Here is a 15,954-nt window from a genome sequence, read left to right on the forward strand (position 1 = left end):
GGGGACACCATGGGAGACACACGCCGTACCTCCGGCATGCTTCGCGTGACGACGATCGCCAGCCTGACGCCGTTGGAGGAGCTGGACGCGGACCCCTTCCTGGTGGACTCGCGCAGCCAGCACGCCATGTGCGCGCACTGGGCGGCCGAGCGCGGCTACGTGGTCACGAGGGAGCTGCTCCTGCGGGGGCTGCGCCCCGACCACTGCGCGCTCTGGGAGGACGCCGAGGCCGGCCTCGTGGACCTGTTCGTCGCGCCCAGCCGCCGCGTTCTGGAGCGGGCGCTCGCCTCCGTCGACGCGTTCACCGCCGAGTGCGCGAGGCGTGGCGTGCGCGTCGAGACGGTCGGGCACGCGGAGCCCGCCTACGACGCGCAGATGAAGGCGCGGGTGCATCGTCGGCTGTCCATGCCGACGGCCGGGTACGACGGCCGCTGAGCGCTCCGCGTGATGGCCGGACCCGCGGTGGGCGCGGGGGGCCTGCCGTTCGTGGGTGGGTGCCGGTCCGGTGGGGGCTTGTCGCGCAGTTCCCCGCGCCCCCGGGCGACGCCGAAGGGGCCCGCCGACAGGTGTGGCAAGGTGGGCCCGAGTCTGTCGGCAAAGGGGGCGGGCGCGGATGTGAGGCGGGCGTGACGTGGGGAAAGAACGATGGCGGAGGGTCGGCAGCGCGGTCTGGCGGAGTGTCGCGGTGTGGGCGGTCTCCACACTCACCATGCTCGTGCTCGCCGGGATCCTGCCGGACTTCAGGCTCCAGTCGACCGACGGTGACAGCGCCACCAGCATCGCCGTCACCGCCGCACTGGGCGCCGGAGCCTTCGGTGTGCTCTCCTCCGTCGTGTGGCCCCTCCTCGTGCGGGCCCTGCTCCTCGTCCCCGCCCTCGTCCTCGGCGTACTCGTCTTCTTCCTGAACGGCTCGCTCCTGATCCTGGCCCTGCGCCTGGACCCCTCGGGGCAGAGCGAGGCCGCCCCGGAGACCGCCGTGGTGGTCGCCGCGGTGATGTCCGCGGTCGCCTCGGCCACCGGTGGCGCGCTGGCCGTGCGGGACGACGACGCGTACCGGCGCAGGCTGTACCGGCTGTCCGACCGCCGCCGCAGACAGGCGCCGCCGCCCGGCGCCCTGTCGGCTCCCGGCACGGTCTTCCTCCAGCTCGACGGAGTCGGCCACGACGTGCTGGTGGACGCGATCGGACGCGGTCTCATGCCCACCGTGGCCGCCTGGCTGGGCGAGGGCCCGGGAGCCCGCACCACCCACCGGCTCGCACCGTGGCGCACCGACTGGTCCAGCCAGACCGGCGCCAGCCAGCTCGGCATCCTGCACGGCTCCAACCACGACGTCCCCGCCTTCCGCTGGTACGAGAAGGACACCCGGGAGATCGTGGTCTGCAACCGGCCCACCAGCGCCGCGGAACTGCAGCGCCGGGCCATAGAGCGCACCGGCGACGGCGGCCTGCTCACCGTGGACGGCGCGAGCCGCGGCAACCTCTTCAGCGGGGGCGCCGAGCAACTGGCCCTGGTGCTCTCCGTGGCCGCCAGGCGAGGCAGGGAGAACCGCTCGCGGGCGGGCTACTTCGCGTACTTCTCCGACCCCGCCAACGCGGTCCGTACCGCGCTGTCCTTCGTCGCCGACGTCGGCCGCGAGATCGGTGAGTCCACCCGGGCCCGGCTGCGGAAGCAGCGGCCCCGCGTCGGCCGCGGCGGGCTCTACCCGTTCATCCGGGCCTTCGCGACCGTCATCGAGAGGGACGTCGTCGTCGCGGCGGTGATCGGGGACATGTTCGCCGGACGCGCCTCGGTCTACGCGGACCTGGTCGCGTACGACGAGGTCGCGCACCACTCCGGGCCGCGCAGCCGGGACGCGGAGAAGGTCCTGCAGCGCCTGGACCGCTCGCTGGCCCTGATCGAGCAGGTCGCCGAGCACGCGCCGCGCGCGTACCGCGTGGTCCTGCTCTCCGACCACGGCCAGAGCCCGGGGGAGACCTTCCACGCCCGTTACGGCCTCGGGCTCGGCGAACTGGTCCGGGCGGGCTGCGGGCTGCCCGTGCCGCGCAAGGTCCGGCGTACGCACAGCGGTGCCGAGGCCAGGGCGGCGGTGCGGGCCGCGCTGCGCAGGCCCGTGGAGGAGGGCGGCGAGCAGTTCCTGCCGGCCCGGCCCCCGTCGGAGCCCATCGTGCTGGCCTCCGGGAACCTGGGCCTGGTGTCCTTCCCGGACGTGCCGCACCGGATGAGCCGCGAGGAGATCGACGCGCGGCATCCCGCTCTGCTGACCACGCTCGCGAACCATCCCGGGGTCGGGTTCGTGCTCGTGCGCAGTGAGGAGCACGGCGGGCTCGTGCTCGGCGCGCACGGCGCGGAGATCCCGCTGGACGAGCTGGACGACGACCCGGGCCCGCTCGCGGACTTCGGGCCGGGCGCCGCCGACGCGGTACGCCGCACGCACTCGTTCCCGCACGTCGCGGACATTATGGTGAACTCCTGGTACGACCCCGAGGACGGCGAGGTCCTCGCGTTCGAGGAGCAGATCGGGTCGCACGGGGGGCTGGGCGGGGCGCAGGGGCGGCCCTTCCTGATGTCGCCGCTCACGCTCTCGCCGCCGGTGGGGGCGGGGGAGGAGCTGGTCGGCGCCGAGCAGGTGCACCGGGTACTGCGCCGGTGGCTGCGGGAGGACGACGGTCCGCAGGTGCCGGTCGGCGACGGCGCCGCACTCGACGACCGACGCCCGGCGTAACCGCCCGCCTCGGCTGCCGGCCGGTGGGGGTCGCTCGCGCAGTTCCCCGCGCCCCTTGCGGGGCCCGGGGGCCCTTGGGGGAAAGACTGGGGCGCAGCCCCGTCTTTCCAGGGGCGCGGGGAACTGCGCGGCCGGCCACGATGCGCCCGCAGACAGACAACCGGCCGCGGCGGAAAATGGGCTGCGGGGGCGGCCCGGGTCCGCGCACACTGGGCGCGACCCACCCCCCCCAGCCCCCAGGAGCCCCTGCGTGCAGGCAGCCGTCACCGTCACTCCCGCCCGTGTACCGGAACTACTGCTCGGTCTCGCGACCGTGCGACCCGTGTTCCTCTGGGGCGCCCCGGGCATCGGAAAGTCCTCCCTGGTCAGGGAGTTCGCCGAGTCGCTCGGCCTGGAGTGCGTGAGCCTGCTGGGTACGCAGCTGGCACCGGAGGACCTGATCGGCGTACCGCAGATCAGGGACGGCCGCTCGGTCTTCTGCCCGCCGGAGGCGATCGCCCGCGACGAGCCGTACTGCCTCTTCCTGGACGAGCTGAACGCGGCGACCCCGGACGTCCAGAAGGCCTTCTACTCGCTGATCCTCGACCGCCGCATCGGCAACTACGAGCTGCCGGCGGGCTCGATCGTGATCGGCGCGGGCAACCGCTCGACGGACAACGCGCTCGCCCGCCCCATCGCGTCCGCGCTGGTCAACCGCCTCACGCACGTACATCTGGAGGTCTCGGCGAAGGACTGGCTGGTGTGGGCGGCGACCAACGACATCCACCCGTGGGTGCTCGACCACCTCACCGACCGCCCCGACCACCTGTGGTCCAAGCCGCCGAAGACCGAGGAGCCGTTCTCCACGCCCCGCTCCTGGCACATGCTCTCCGACGCCCTGCGCTCCTTCGGCCCGACGCTCGACGAACCGACGCTCAGGGTCATCGCGCACGGCACGCTGACGCCCACGCACGCGGTCGCCTTCTGCGGCTATGTGAAGATCGTCCGCAGCCGGTTCGGCATCGAGGCGATCCTCAAGGGCGAGGCCCGCTGGCCGAACCGCGTCGAGGACCGCGACCTGCTGTACTACCTCGCCGAGTCCTTCCGGGGCCGCCTCGTCAAGGAGCTGCCCACCAGCAAGGAGCACGCCTCGGCGAACGGCCGGCAGACCGCGTACCGCGCCAAGTCGCTGCTCGTGCAGCTCGCCGAGATCTCGGTGGAGGTCGCGCAGAGCGTCATCGCCTCGGACGAGGACGGCAACCCCGTGCTGCCCGCCTGGTTCCTGGTGGAGGCGGCCCGCGACATGCCCCGGCTGGTGGAGGCCCGCCGGTGACCCGTACGGGCAGGCAGGCGCAGCAGCAGCCCAAGAAGGATCCGGCCGCCGAGGCGTTCGCCGAGGGGATGCGGCTCGTGCGGAGCAACCGCGCCCTCGCAGCCATCGGCTTCAGCGTCTGCCGCAAGGAGGACTGTGAGGAGTCGCCCCGCGACGGGCTCGTCCGCGTCGACTCCGACGGTGTGCTGCACGTCCATCCCAAGCGCCGGGCCCAGCCCGCCGAATGGGCCTGGGCGGTCGCCCACGCCGCCCTCCACCTCGGCTTCGGGCACGTCCCGGCGCACAAGACCGTGCGGGAGCAGCCCGACCGCTTCGACCTCGCCGCCCGCTGCGTCGTCGTCAACCGCTTCCTGCTCGGCTTCCCCATCGGCCTGACCCCCGCGGACCTGCCGATGTCGTACCCCGACGGGGACGAGGAGCAGCTCGCCGCACGCTGGCGCCGCGACGGCGCCGGCATCCCCGCGCTGTACGAGCGCTGCGGTACGGCGGGTGGCGAGCCGGACCAGCTGCTGGTGCCGTGGGACACCTGGCGGGGAGGCTCCGCGCCGGACTGGCAGCTCGCCTTCGCCCACGCGCTGACCCGCACGGTGTCCGCCGCGATGGACATGGCGGGCGGCCGGCGCGACTCGATGCGCGGCGGCATCACCCCGCGCCGGCCGTGGGAGCGGGCACTGAGCTGGTTCGTGTCCTCGTACCCCCTGCTCGGCGGTATCGCGGCCGGCATCACGATCGTCGCGGACGCCGAACTCGCCCACGCGCACGGCATCTCCGTCGCCGCGGTCGACCCGGAGGCCGCCGAGATCTACATCAACCCGCTGCGGCAGTTCGACGACGAGGAGTGGCGGTTCGTCCTCGCCCACGAGATGCTGCACGCCGCGCTGCGCCACGGCGACCGCTGCGGCGTCCGCGACCCGTACCTCTTCAACGTCGCCTGCGACTACGTCATCAACTCCTGGCTCGTCGAGATGCAGGTCGGCCTGATGCCCGAAGGGCTGCTGTACGACCAGGAGTTGAGGGACCTGTCCGCCGAGGAGGTCTACGACCGGCTCGCCACCGACCTGCGCCGCCACCGACGCCTCGCCACCCTGCGCGGCAAAGGTGTGGGCGACATCCTCGGCGGCCCCCTCGGCTCGCCCCGTGACTACGTCGACCTCGACGAGTTCTACCGCCGCGGCCTCGCCCACGGTCTCGATCTGCACCAGCGGCAGGAGCGCGGGTACCTGCCCGGCGGACTCGTCGAGGACATCCGCGCGCTCAGCCATCCGCCACTGCCGTGGGACGCGCAACTGGCGCGCTGGTTCGACGAGTTCGTCCCGCGCCCCGAGCCGCTGCGCTCCTACGCCCGCCCGTCCCGTCGCCAGGCGGCCACTCCCGACATCCCGCGCGCCGGACGGTACTTCCCGCCCGAGGAGATCGCCCGCTGCACGTTCGGCGTGGTCCTCGACACCTCCGGCTCCATGGACCGCACCCTGCTCGGCAAGGCGCTGGGCGCGATCGCCTCGTACGCCGAGGCCAGGGACGTACCGGCGGCGCGGGTCGTCTTCTGCGACGCGGCACCGCACGACGCGGGCTTCGTCCCGATCACGGAGATCGCGGGCCGGGTACGCGTCCACGGCCGGGGCGGCACGGTCCTGCAGCCCGGCGTCGACGTCCTGCACCGGGCGAAGGACTTCCCGCCGGGCGCCCCGGTCCTGATCATCACGGACGGCTGGTGCGATGTGCTGCGGGTCCGCCGCGAGCACGCCTACCTGATTCCGCAGGGCGCGTCCCTGCCGTTCACCGCGCGGGGGCCGGTCTTTCGCGTGCGCTGAGCCCGACGGTGACCCGAGTGTGATCGGATGGGGCCACGGACCCGGAACCGGGACCTCGTCGAAAGGGAATCATCGTGGCAACAACGCGCTCCGCACACACCGTCTGGGAAGGCAACCTGCTTCAGGGCAACGGCGTCGTCACCTTCGACTCCTCCGGCATCGGCGAGCAGCCGGTGTCGTGGCCGTCGCGCTCCGAGCAGGCGAACGGCAAGACCAGCCCGGAGGAGCTGATCGCAGCCGCCCACTCCAGCTGCTTCTCCATGGCGCTCTCGCACGGCCTCGCCGGCGCCGGCACCCCGTCCACCAAGCTCACCACCTCCGCGGACGTCACGTTCCAGCCGGGTGAGGGCATCACGGGCATCCACCTCACGGTGGAGGGCACCGTGCCGGGCCTCGACGACGCCGCGTTCACCGCCGCCGCCGAGGACGCCAAGAAGAACTGCCCGGTCAGCCAGGCGCTGACGGGCACGACGATCACGCTGACGGCGAAGCTCGCCTGACGCGCCGTCGTTCCGGCACACCGCCCTTGAGGCAATGCCGCGCCCCCGGAAGAGGGCGCGGCATCGTCATGTCCGGGCAGGTCCGGGGTACTTGCCCCATTGACAGCATCGCACTCAAGTTTTCTGATGGAACGCGGTGATGGACCGTGGCGAGGGTGCGCGGTGACGGACCGTGGTGAGGGAACGCGGCAAGACCTGGGCGGAAGGGGACGGACATGGCACGTGCGGTCGGGATCGACCTCGGAACCACGAACTCGGTGGTCGCCGTACTGGAAGGGGGTGAGCCCACGGTCGTGGCCAACGCCGAGGGCGCGCGCACGACCCCCTCGGTGGTGGCCTTCGCCAAGAACGGGGAGGTGCTGGTCGGAGAGGTCGCCAAACGGCAGGCCGTGACGAACATCGAGCGCACCGCGCGCTCCGTCAAACGCCATATGGGAGAGCCGACTTGGCGCTTCCCCGGCAGTGACGGCGGCACGATCGACGGCACCCGCTACCGCGCGCAGGAACTCTCCGCGCGCGTGCTGCAGAAACTGAAGCGGGACGCAGAGGCGTATCTCGGTGAGGACGTCACGGAAGCCGTGATCACGGTGCCCGCCTACTTCGACGACACCCAGCGCCAGGCCACCAAGGAGGCCGGTGAGATCGCGGGCCTGAGCGTCCTGCGGATCATCAACGAACCGACGGCCGCGGCCCTCGCGTACGGACTCGACCGCGGTGAGGAGCAGACCGTCCTCGTCTTCGACCTGGGCGGCGGCACGTTCGACGTCTCCCTGCTTGAGATCGGCGACGGTGTCATCGAGGTCAAGGCCACCAACGGTGACACCCAACTGGGCGGCGACGACTGGGACCAGCGGGTCGTCGAGCACCTCGTCAAACGCTTCAAGGGTCAGTACGGCATCGACCTCGCCCAGGACAAGATGGCGCTCCAGCGGCTGCGGGAGGGCGCGGAGAAGGCCAAGATCGAGCTGTCCTCGTCCACCGAGACGACCATCAACCTGCCCTACATCACCGCGACCGGCGACGGCCCGCTGCACCTGGACGAGAAGCTGACGCGCGCCCAGTTCCAGGAGCTGACCGCCGACCTGCTCGAACGCTGCAAGGCCCCCTTCCACCAGGCGGTCAAGGACGCCGGGGTGAAACTCTCGGCGGTCGACCACGTCATCCTCGTCGGCGGCTCCACCCGGATGCCCGCGGTGACCGAGGTGGTCAAGGAACTCACCGGCAAGGACCCGCACAAGGGCGTCAACCCGGACGAGGTCGTGGCACTCGGCGCGGCGCTCCAGGCGGGTGTCATCCGCGGCGACGTGAAGGACGTCCTGCTCCTCGACGTCACCCCGCTGTCCCTGGGCATCGAGACCAAGGGCGGCATCATGACCAAGCTCATCGAACGCAACACGACCATTCCCACCCGGCGTTCGGAGATCTTCACCACCGCCACGGACAACCAGCCGTCCGTCGGCATCCAGGTCTTCCAGGGCGAACGCGACATCGCCGCCTACAACAAGAAACTGGGCGTCTTCGACCTCACCGGGCTGCCGCCCTCGCCGCGCGGGCTGCCGCAGATCGAGGTCGCCTTCGACATCGACGCCAACGGGATCATGCACGTCTCGGCGAAGGACCTCGCCACCGGCCGCGAGCAGAAGATGACCGTCACTGGCGGCTCCGCGCTCGCCAAGGACGACATCGACCGCATGATGCGCGAGGCCGAGCAGTACGCCGACGAGGACCGCAAGCGCCGCGAGGCCGCCGAGACCCGCAACCAGGCCGAGCAACTCGTCTACCAGACAGAGAAGTTCATCCGCGACAACGAGGAGCGGATCCCGGCCGACATCAAGGCGGAGGTCGAGACCGCGATCGCCGAGCTGCAGACGCTCCTGAACGACCGGGACGGCACCGACACGAACACCCTGCGCACCGGCGCCGAGAAACTCGCCACCGTCAGCCAGAAGATGGGCCAGGCCATGTACGCCCAGGCCCAGCAGTCACCCCCGCAGGACCAGCCCGGCACCGAACAGCCCGGACCGGCGGACGAGGAGAGCGTGGTGGACGCGGAGATAGTGGACGAGGACCCCACCCCCGAACCCGGCGCCCCCGAAGACACCGGCGCGAAGGACACCTCGGCCTGAGAACCAAGGCCCACCCACCCAGGTCCGTGGGCGCCGACGCTCACCCCCACTACCCAGGGGCGCGGGGAACTGCGCGCTCAGCCCAGGACGACCGTCAGCCGACGAACAAGCTCCAAGCCCCCTGGGCGGAGCCCTGTCAGAAATCCGCCCGGCGCGCCAGAATCATCTCCCTGGTCCGCTGGGCGGAAGCCGCCCCCGTCGCCATGTGGTCCAGCACTTCCAGATGCGCGGCCACCTCCTTGCGGGAGTCCAGGTACAGCGCCCCGGTCAGATACTCCGTGTAGACCATGTCCGGCAGCTCCGGCTCCGCGAACCGGAACAGTACGAACGGCGCGTACGTCCCCGGATGCGGACCGGCCGAGAACTCGGCGATCTGCAGCGTGATGTGGTCGTTCTCGGCGACCGCGAGGAGATGGTCCAGCTGGTCCGCCATCACCTGGGAGCGGATACTGACCGGCCGCTGCAGGACCGTTTCCTCCATGATCACCCAAAGATGGGGCGGCCGTTCCCCCGTGAGCAGCTTCTGCCGCGCCATCCGCAGGGACACATGGCGTTCGATCTCCTCGGTCCCCGTCTGCCCGACCGTGCCCGCCTCCAGGACGGCACGGGCGTAGTCCTCGGTCTGCAGCAGCCCCGGCACGAAATGCGGCTCGTACGACCGGATGATCGAGGCGGCGCCCTCCAGGCTCACGTACAGGCTGAACCAGTCCGGCAGGACGTCGTGGAAGCGCTGCCACCAGCCGGGCTCGTTCGCCTCCTCGACCAGCCGCACGAAGGCCGCCGTCTCCTCCTCGCCCACCCCGTACGTCGACAGGAGCACCTGGACGTACGGGATCTTCAGCGCGACCTCGGCCATCTCCATCCGCCGGACGGTCGCGGGCGCCACCCGCAGGATCCGCGCCGCCTCGTCCCGCTTCAGGCCGGACGCCTCGCGCAGTTCCTGGAGCCGTCTGCCGAGCACCACCTGTCCCACGGTCGGCGCAGGCCGCCTCTCACTCACGCCACGCCTCCCCGAGCCCCGAACATGGCGAGAAGTGTGCCACGTTGCCGCGAAAGCCTCACCGAATCCCCTCACCCGGTCCGGTGTGTCGGCATTACGTCCCGGGAACCGGGTCCCGCCGACCGGAACCGACCGCGACGGTCCGGAGAAGCGCGGCGGGTGCGGGCCGGTGGGACCCGGCCGCGCAGTTCCCGGCGCCCCTAAAGGGCGAGAAGCAGGAACGCAGCCCCGCTTTTGGGGGCGCGGGGAACTGCGCGACAAGCCCCCACCGGCCCGCAGACGACCCGACGTCGGGACTGACGGCCCGTCGGGCTGAGGGGGCGTCAGGACACCAGCGACCGCAGGTACTTCATCGTCGCCGGGTCGGCCGGAAGCAGCGTCTCGATGGCCAGCTCGGCGACCGTCACGTCCATCGGCGTGTTGAACGTGGAGATGGACGAGACGAAGGACAGCACCCGCCCCTCGTGCTCGATCCGCATCGGCAGCGCGAAGTAGGGGACCGGTTCGGCGGGCTCCTCGCCGAGCGCCACGGAGTCGGCTGTCGACGAACTCGCTGCCGGCGGACCCGGCTCCGCGGAGGCGGAGGAGGCGGCGGGCGGCGGCGCCGGATAGGCGGCCACCTCCTCGTACAGCGCGCGCAGCGGCTGTGAGCGGCGCAGGGCGATGTCCCGTTCCATCTGGGCCAGCAGATGGCCGCGCCACTCGCGCAGATTGCGGATCCTGGGTGCCAGGCCCTCGGGGTGCAGCGTCAGGCGCATCGCGTTCAGCGGAGGTTCGAGCAGGTGCCCGGGGACGCCGCCCAGCAGCATCCGGATGCCCCGGTTGGCGGCGACCACGTTGTACGTGGCGTCCACGACCAGTGCCGGATAGGGCTCGTAGCCCCGGATCAGCCGCTCCACCCCTTCCCGCAGCGCGTCGAGCGCCGGATCGTCCAGCGGGGTCTCCGGGTAGTGGGGCGCGTAACCGGCCGCCAGCAGAAGGGAGTTGCGGCCCCGCACCGGTACGTCCAGGTGCTCGGCGAGCCGCAGCACCATCTCCTCGCTCGGCCGGGAGCGGCCCGTCTCGACGAAGCTGATGTGCCGCGCCGACGACCCCGCCCGCAGCGCCAGCTCCAGCTGACTCATCCGGCGCTGCTCCCGCCAGCCGCGCAGCAGCGGACCGACTCCCTGGTCGGCGGCGGAGACACCGCCCCGCGCACCGGCGGACACGCTGACGGACCCGGAGGCGGACCCGGACCCGGACCTGGAGGCGGACGCGGCGCTGGTCATGCCCCGACCGTAGTCGATGCGCCCGCACGGGTCGATGCGCGGCCAAGAGGCCGAATGCCGACCTCCGTGCCCTCCCGGGACCCGCCTGACCAGGGCCGGGGGAGCGGGACTGTGGCAGGCTGAGGAGATCCGGACGCCATGGAAGGAGCGCGATCATGCCCCTCGAACCGTTGTCGCAGAAGGAGGTCGAGGACCGGCTCGCGGAACTGCCCGGCTGGTCCCTGGACGGAGACAGGATCTCCCGCTCCTACCGGCTGGGCTCGCACTTCGCCGCGGCCGCCCTGGTCGTGCACATCGCCCAGGTGCAGGAGGAACTGGACCACCACTCGGACCTCGCACTCGGCTACGACACCGTCTCCCTCACCGTGCACACGCACAGCGTGGGCGGCGCCGTCACCGAGAAGGACTTCGAGCTGGCCGGCCGGGTCGAGGAGCTGAGCGCCGGGCACGGCGCGCGGTGAGCACACTGGTCTTCGACTACGACGAGGAGGCCGAGCGGTACGACGCGCTGCGAGGTGGCGAACCCCGCGCCGCGGCAGCCGCCGACGCCGTACTGGGGCTGCTCCCCGACGGCGCCGGGACCCTCCTGGATGTCGCCTGCGGCACCGGTACCGTGACCCGCCGGCTCCTGGCGGCCGGTCTCGACGTCACGGGCGCCGACGCCGCGTACGGCATGCTGAGCAGGGCCGCCGGGCGAGTGCCGGGCCGTGTCGTACTCGCCGACGCCCGTCAACTCCCCTTTCCAGACGGCTCGTTCGACGCCGTCTCGGTGATCTGGCTGCTGCACCTCCTGGACGACGCGGAGCGGGTCGTGGCCGAGGCGGTCCGGGTGCTGCGTCCCGGCGGCGTCCTCGTGACGACCGTCGACAAGGCGGCCTCGCACGACGTGGGCAGCGACATCGACGCCGTGATGGCACCGCGTCCCCGCCGCGCCGCCCGGGACCGCTCCGGCCTCGTGGCCTCGTACGCCGACGGGCACGCACTGCTCCCGGCGGGACGGGCGTACTTCCGCGGCCGCGGTCAGGGCCGGACCCCGCTCCGGGCCGCGGCCGACGTGCGTCGCGGCTGGTACACACTGCTGCCGCCCGGCGAACCGCTCACCGAGCGGCTGGCGTCCCGGCTGGAACAGCTCCCGGACCAGCATGTCCCGCGCCCGGAACCGGTGTTCAAACTCCGGGCGTTCCAGAAACAGGGTCCACCACAGAGCCGGACCCCGGCCGACGGTCGAACACCATGACCCGCTCGGCCAACCACGCCGCCTCACCGCCCACCAAGACCCCCCGCCCCCAACAGACCGAAGCCCCACGCAGTTCCTCGCACCCCTGGGGGGGGAGGGGGGCTCGGACCGGGTGTCGGGTGCGGGTTGTTGGGGGTTGTTCGCGCAGTTCCTCGCGCCCCTTGGGGGGTGGGGGTCCGGGCCGGGTGTCGGGTGCGGGTTGTTGGGGGTTGTTCGCGCAGTTCCTCGCGCCCCTGGGGGGGGTGGGGCCCGGACCGGATTTCGGGTGCGGGGCGGTGGGGGTTAGCCGCGCAGTTCCTCGCGTCCCTCGGCCCCGACGGCCCGCAGCCGACATCGAGTCCGGCCCCCACCCCCCAGGGGCGCGGGGAACTGCGCGGGCAACCCCCACCCACCCGCAGCCGAAACGCGGCTGCGGGGGGCGGGGGCGGAGCCCCGGGGTCACGTACAGGCCCCAGCACCGGCTGGTGGCGGTGAACTCCTCCCAGCCGCCGCCGAGGCCCAGGCGCTCATGAGCGACCCCCCGTCGTGCCCCCGGGCAGGCAGTCGGCCAGATAGGCGTCGAGATCGGCCGCGCCGGGCGCGAGCATGTGCCGTACCCACGCGTCACGCTCGTGCAGGATCGGCGGCAACTCCCAGACGCAGCCGATCCACGGCCGGTCCAGGACGATGAAATGCGTGGGCACGCGATCCGGGCAGCCCAGCACGGGCTGGCCGGCCGTGGCGGCCCCGAAGTGCAGGACGTTGTCCCACACCCAGCTGTACGCGTTGAGGTAGGCGCCGTCGTCGCCGCCCCGGTGCAGCACGACGAACGTGGCGGGCGGTGTGCCGTCCGCCTCCGGGAGCAGCTTCGGCAGCATCGCGTACGCCGCCTCCTCGACGTCGGGCGCGATGCCCGCCGGATCGGCGGTGACGTGGTAGCGCTTGATCCGCCGGCCCGCCACCTCGATGGGCGGCGGCACGGTCAGCAGTTTCTCCTCGAAGGTCATGGAGGGGACGCTAGGTCCGCTCCACTGACATCTCCTGTCAGTGAAGCCTGGCATTCTGGGGCGATGAAGTCGGCCCGTCTCGTCTCGATCCTCCTGCTGCTCCAGACCAGGGGCCGGATGACCGCCGCCGCCCTCGCCGAGGAGCTGGAGGTCTCCGTGCGCACGGTCTACCGGGACGTCGAAGCACTGAGCGAGGCCGGTGTCCCGCTGTACGGCGACGCGGGTCACGCGGGCGGCTACCGGCTTCTCGACGGCTACCGCACCCGCCTGACGGGTCTCACCGCGGGCGAGGCCGAGGCCCTGTTCCTAGCGGGTGTGCCGGGCCCGGCCGCCGAGCTGGGACTCGGCCCGCTGCTGGCCGCCGCCCAGCTCAAGGTACGTGCCGCCCTGCCGCGAGAGCTGCGCGAGCACGCCGACCGCGTCAGCGGCCGCTTCCACCTGGACGCGCCGGGCTGGTACGCGGACGCCGGCAACGGCGCCGCCCCGTACCTGCCGGCCGTCGCCGACGCCGTCTGGAACAGCAGGGTCCTGCACGTCCTGTACCGCCGCTGGCGCGAGCCGACCGACGTGCGGCGCCGCCTGGAACCGTACGGCCTGGTCCTCAAGGCGGGCCGCTGGTACGTCGTCGCGGGCCCGGGACCGCGTACGTTCCGGGTCGACCAGATCCTCGAACTGGCGGCGTCCGGCGAGGAGTTCGATCGTCCGGACGGGTTCGACCTCGACGCGTACTGGACCGGGTACCAGCGGGACTTCCACGACCGTCTGCACCGGGCGGAGGCGGTGGTCCGGCTCGCCCCCGGCACGCGCCTCACCGGCCCGGCGGGTGACGCCGTGCGGGCCAACGGCGTGCCGGACGGGGAGGGTTGGACCCGGGCCACCGTACCGATCGAGTCCGTCGAGCACGCCCACGCGGAGTTCCTGCGGCTGGGCACGGGGGTGGAGGTGCTGGAACCGGCCGAACTGCGGGAACGCATCGCGGCGACGGTCGCCGCACTCGCCCGCACCTATGCGTGCGGCGGATCATAGAGAGCGCTTACCGCATCACGGCAACCCCCCTGCCCCCAGCGGCAACTGAGGGAGCAGAACCCGTCTGCCCCCTCCCAGGGAGGTACCCCACCGTGCAGCACCCGCATCGCAGACGCAGCAGGACCCGTCTCCTCCTCTCCACCGTGCTCGCCGGCGCCCTCGCCGCCGCCGGACTCACCACGCTCACCGCCACGCCCGCCCAGGCGGCGACCGCCCGCCAGGTCGAGAAGCTCGACCGGGGTGTCGTCAGCGTCCACACCGACGCGGGCAACCTGGTCAGCTGGCGCTGGCTCGGCACCGACCCGAACGACGTGTCGTTCAACGTCTACCGGGCGGGTACGAAGGTCAACTCGACCCCGGTCACCGGCTCCACGAACTACTTCCACTCCGCCGGGCCCGCCCAGGCCGACTACACCGTCCGCGCGGTCGTGGGAGGCGTCGAGCAGAGCGACTCCGTGCACGCGATCCAGTTCCGCACCGGATACAAGGACGTGCCGATCAGTCCGCCCGCCGGCGGCACGACCCCCGACGGTGTCGCGTACACCTACGAGGCCAACGACGCCTCGGTCGGCGACCTCGACGGCGACGGCGCGCTCGACTTCGTCCTGAAGTGGCAGCCCACCAACGCCAAGGACAACTCCCAGTCCGGCTACACCGGCAACACGATCATCGACGGAGTCAAGCTCGACGGCACCCGGCTGTGGCGTATCGACCTGGGCCGCAACATCCGCTCGGGCGCCCACTACACGCAGTTCCAGGTGTACGACTACGACGGCGACGGCAAGGCCGAGGTGGCCGCGAAGACCGCCGACGCCACGGTCGACGGCACGGGCGCGGTCATCGGCAGCTCCTCCGCCGACTACCGCAACTCCAGCGGATACGTGCTCTCGGGGCCCGAGTACCTGACCATGTTCAACGGCCAGACCGGCAAGGCGATGGGGACGGTGGACTACGTCCCGGCGCGCGGCACGGTCTCGTCGTGGGGTGACTCGTACGGCAACCGCGTGGACCGGTTCCTCGCGGGCACCGCCTACCTCGACGGCGCCAGGCCCTCGCTCATCATGGCGCGCGGCTACTACACGCGCTCGGTGATCGCGGCCTGGGATTGGCGGGGCGGCGCGTTCACCCGCCGCTGGACGTTCGACTCCAGCTCGTCGACCAACACCGGCAAGGGCTTCGACGGCCAGGGCTCGCACAGCCTGTCCGTGGGGGACGTCGACAACGACGGCAAGGACGAGATCGTCTACGGGGCGATGGCCGTCGACGACAACGGCAACGGCCTGTGGACCACGAAGACCGGACACGGTGACGCCCAGCACCTGGGCGACCTCGACCCGGGAACCTCGGGCCTCGAATACTTCAAGGTCTCCGAATCCACGTCCCAGCCCGCCCAGTTGTACATCAACCCGGCGAGCGGCGCGATCCGCTGGCAGCTCGCCGCCTGCTGCGACAACGGCAGGGGGGTGGCCGGGGACATCTACGCGGGCAACGACGGCGCGGAGGTGTGGTCGGCCTCCGACACGAACATCCGTGACGAGGCCGGCGCCACCAAGGGCCGCGAGCCGTCCTCCGTCAACTTCCTGTCCTGGTGGGACGGCGACACCACGCGCGAACTCCTCGACGGCACCCACATCGACAAGTACGGCACGTCCGCCGACACCCGCCTGCTGACCGGCGCCTCCGTCCACTCCAACAACGGAACCAAGGCGACGCCGGCCCTCTCGGGCGACCTCTTCGGGGACTGGCGCGAGGAGGTCGTGTGGGCCACGAGCGACAACACGGCCCTGCGGATCTACTCGACCCCGACGGAGACCACCACGAAGATCACGACCCTGCTCCACGACACGATGTACCGCACGGGCATCGCCTGGCAGAACACCGCCTACAACCAGCCGCCGCACCCCAGCTTCTTCATCGGCAACGGCATGCCGACGGCACCACGACCGACGGTATACACGCCGTGACC

13 protein-coding genes are annotated in these 15,954 nt (G+C 72.0%); 10 read left to right on the forward strand and 3 right to left on the reverse strand.

Annotated elements, in window-relative coordinates; all coding sequences use genetic code 11:
- Positions 1–9 precede the first annotated feature (9 nt).
- The 6 genes from ACH4DZ_RS20565 to dnaK all read left to right on the forward strand — a co-directional run bounded on the left by ACH4DZ_RS20565 (position 10) and on the right by dnaK (position 8,471).
- Positions 10–435 (forward strand): hypothetical protein, encoded by a 426-nt coding sequence (locus ACH4DZ_RS20565; RefSeq protein WP_398288622.1) that lies wholly within the window; start codon positions 10–12, stop codon positions 433–435.
- A gap of 196 nt (positions 436–631) precedes the next feature.
- On the forward strand, positions 632–2,722 hold the full coding sequence (locus ACH4DZ_RS20570) for an alkaline phosphatase family protein (protein ID WP_398288623.1): 2,091 nt from the start codon (positions 632–634) through the stop codon (positions 2,720–2,722).
- Positions 2,723–2,972: 250 nt separating this feature from the next.
- Positions 2,973–4,034, forward strand: a complete 1,062-nt coding sequence (locus tag ACH4DZ_RS20575) for an ATP-binding protein (protein ID WP_398288624.1) — start codon at positions 2,973–2,975, stop codon at positions 4,032–4,034.
- A gap of 68 nt (positions 4,035–4,102) precedes the next feature.
- On the forward strand, positions 4,103–5,845 hold the full coding sequence (locus ACH4DZ_RS20580; protein WP_398288758.1) for a hypothetical protein: 1,743 nt from the start codon (positions 4,103–4,105) through the stop codon (positions 5,843–5,845).
- Positions 5,846–5,919: 74 nt separating this feature from the next.
- Positions 5,920–6,345 carry an OsmC family peroxiredoxin gene (locus tag ACH4DZ_RS20585; protein WP_398288625.1) on the forward strand — a complete coding sequence of 142 codons (426 nt, stop codon included), beginning with the start codon at positions 5,920–5,922 and terminating at the stop codon, positions 6,343–6,345.
- Between the two features lie 215 nt (positions 6,346–6,560).
- Positions 6,561–8,471: a molecular chaperone DnaK gene (gene dnaK / locus ACH4DZ_RS20590; protein WP_398288626.1), complete on the forward strand. Its 1,911-nt coding sequence runs from the start codon at positions 6,561–6,563 to the stop codon at positions 8,469–8,471.
- A gap of 136 nt (positions 8,472–8,607) precedes the next feature.
- Here the strand turns inward: dnaK and ACH4DZ_RS20595 are convergent, their stop codons facing one another.
- Together ACH4DZ_RS20595 and ACH4DZ_RS20600 are read right to left on the reverse strand one after the other, a co-directional pair.
- Positions 8,608–9,471 (reverse strand): helix-turn-helix domain-containing protein, encoded by an 864-nt coding sequence (locus ACH4DZ_RS20595; RefSeq protein WP_398288627.1) that lies wholly within the window; start codon positions 9,469–9,471, stop codon positions 8,608–8,610.
- A gap of 323 nt (positions 9,472–9,794) precedes the next feature.
- Entirely contained in the window at positions 9,795–10,595 is an 801-nt protein-coding gene (locus ACH4DZ_RS20600) for a helix-turn-helix domain-containing protein (protein WP_398288759.1), read from the reverse strand.
- Between the two features lie 299 nt (positions 10,596–10,894).
- Between ACH4DZ_RS20600 and ACH4DZ_RS20605 the strand changes: the two genes are divergently transcribed.
- Together ACH4DZ_RS20605 and ACH4DZ_RS20610 are read left to right on the forward strand one after the other, a co-directional pair.
- A complete protein-coding gene (locus ACH4DZ_RS20605) occupies positions 10,895–11,200 on the forward strand; it encodes a 4a-hydroxytetrahydrobiopterin dehydratase (RefSeq protein WP_398288628.1) in 306 nt (101 codons plus the stop codon).
- Positions 11,197–11,976, forward strand: a complete 780-nt coding sequence (locus ACH4DZ_RS20610) for a class I SAM-dependent methyltransferase (protein WP_398288629.1) — start codon at positions 11,197–11,199, stop codon at positions 11,974–11,976. Before ACH4DZ_RS20605 ends, ACH4DZ_RS20610 begins: the two co-directional genes overlap by 4 nt.
- A gap of 506 nt (positions 11,977–12,482) precedes the next feature.
- Here the strand turns inward: ACH4DZ_RS20610 and ACH4DZ_RS20615 are convergent.
- On the reverse strand, positions 12,483–12,962 hold the full coding sequence (locus tag ACH4DZ_RS20615) for a hypothetical protein (RefSeq protein ID WP_398288630.1): 480 nt from the start codon (positions 12,960–12,962) through the stop codon (positions 12,483–12,485).
- Between the two features lie 63 nt (positions 12,963–13,025).
- On the opposite strand from ACH4DZ_RS20615, the gene ACH4DZ_RS20620 reads away from it, so the two are divergent.
- On the forward strand, positions 13,026–13,988 hold the full coding sequence (locus ACH4DZ_RS20620; RefSeq protein ID WP_398288631.1) for a helix-turn-helix transcriptional regulator: 963 nt from the start codon (positions 13,026–13,028) through the stop codon (positions 13,986–13,988).
- Between the two features lie 92 nt (positions 13,989–14,080).
- Entirely contained in the window at positions 14,081–15,952 is a 1,872-nt protein-coding gene (locus tag ACH4DZ_RS20625; protein WP_398288632.1) for a rhamnogalacturonan lyase, read from the forward strand.
- The last annotated feature ends 2 nt before the right edge of the window (positions 15,953–15,954 follow it).

It is taken from the genome of Streptomyces sp. NPDC017991, from assembly GCF_044328075.1.
GTDB lineage: Bacteria > Actinomycetota > Actinomycetes > Streptomycetales > Streptomycetaceae > Streptomyces.

Bases quoted from the DNA above. Each gene is read 5' to 3' on its own strand.
- ACH4DZ_RS20565 (WP_398288622.1), top strand. From the start codon at position 10: ATGGGAGACACACGCCGTACCTCCGGCATGCTTCGCGTGACGACGATC.
- ACH4DZ_RS20580 (WP_398288758.1), top strand. From the start codon at position 4,103: ATGCGGCTCGTGCGGAGCAACCGCGCCCTCGCAGCCATCGGCTTCAGC.
- dnaK (WP_398288626.1), top strand. From the start codon at position 6,561: ATGGCACGTGCGGTCGGGATCGACCTCGGAACCACGAACTCGGTGGTC.
- ACH4DZ_RS20600 (WP_398288759.1), bottom strand. From the start codon at position 10,595: ATGAGTCAGCTGGAGCTGGCGCTGCGGGCGGGGTCGTCGGCGCGGCAC.
- ACH4DZ_RS20605 (WP_398288628.1), top strand. From the start codon at position 10,895: ATGCCCCTCGAACCGTTGTCGCAGAAGGAGGTCGAGGACCGGCTCGCG.
- ACH4DZ_RS20615 (WP_398288630.1), bottom strand. From the start codon at position 12,962: ATGACCTTCGAGGAGAAACTGCTGACCGTGCCGCCGCCCATCGAGGTG.
- ACH4DZ_RS20620 (WP_398288631.1), top strand. From the start codon at position 13,026: ATGAAGTCGGCCCGTCTCGTCTCGATCCTCCTGCTGCTCCAGACCAGG.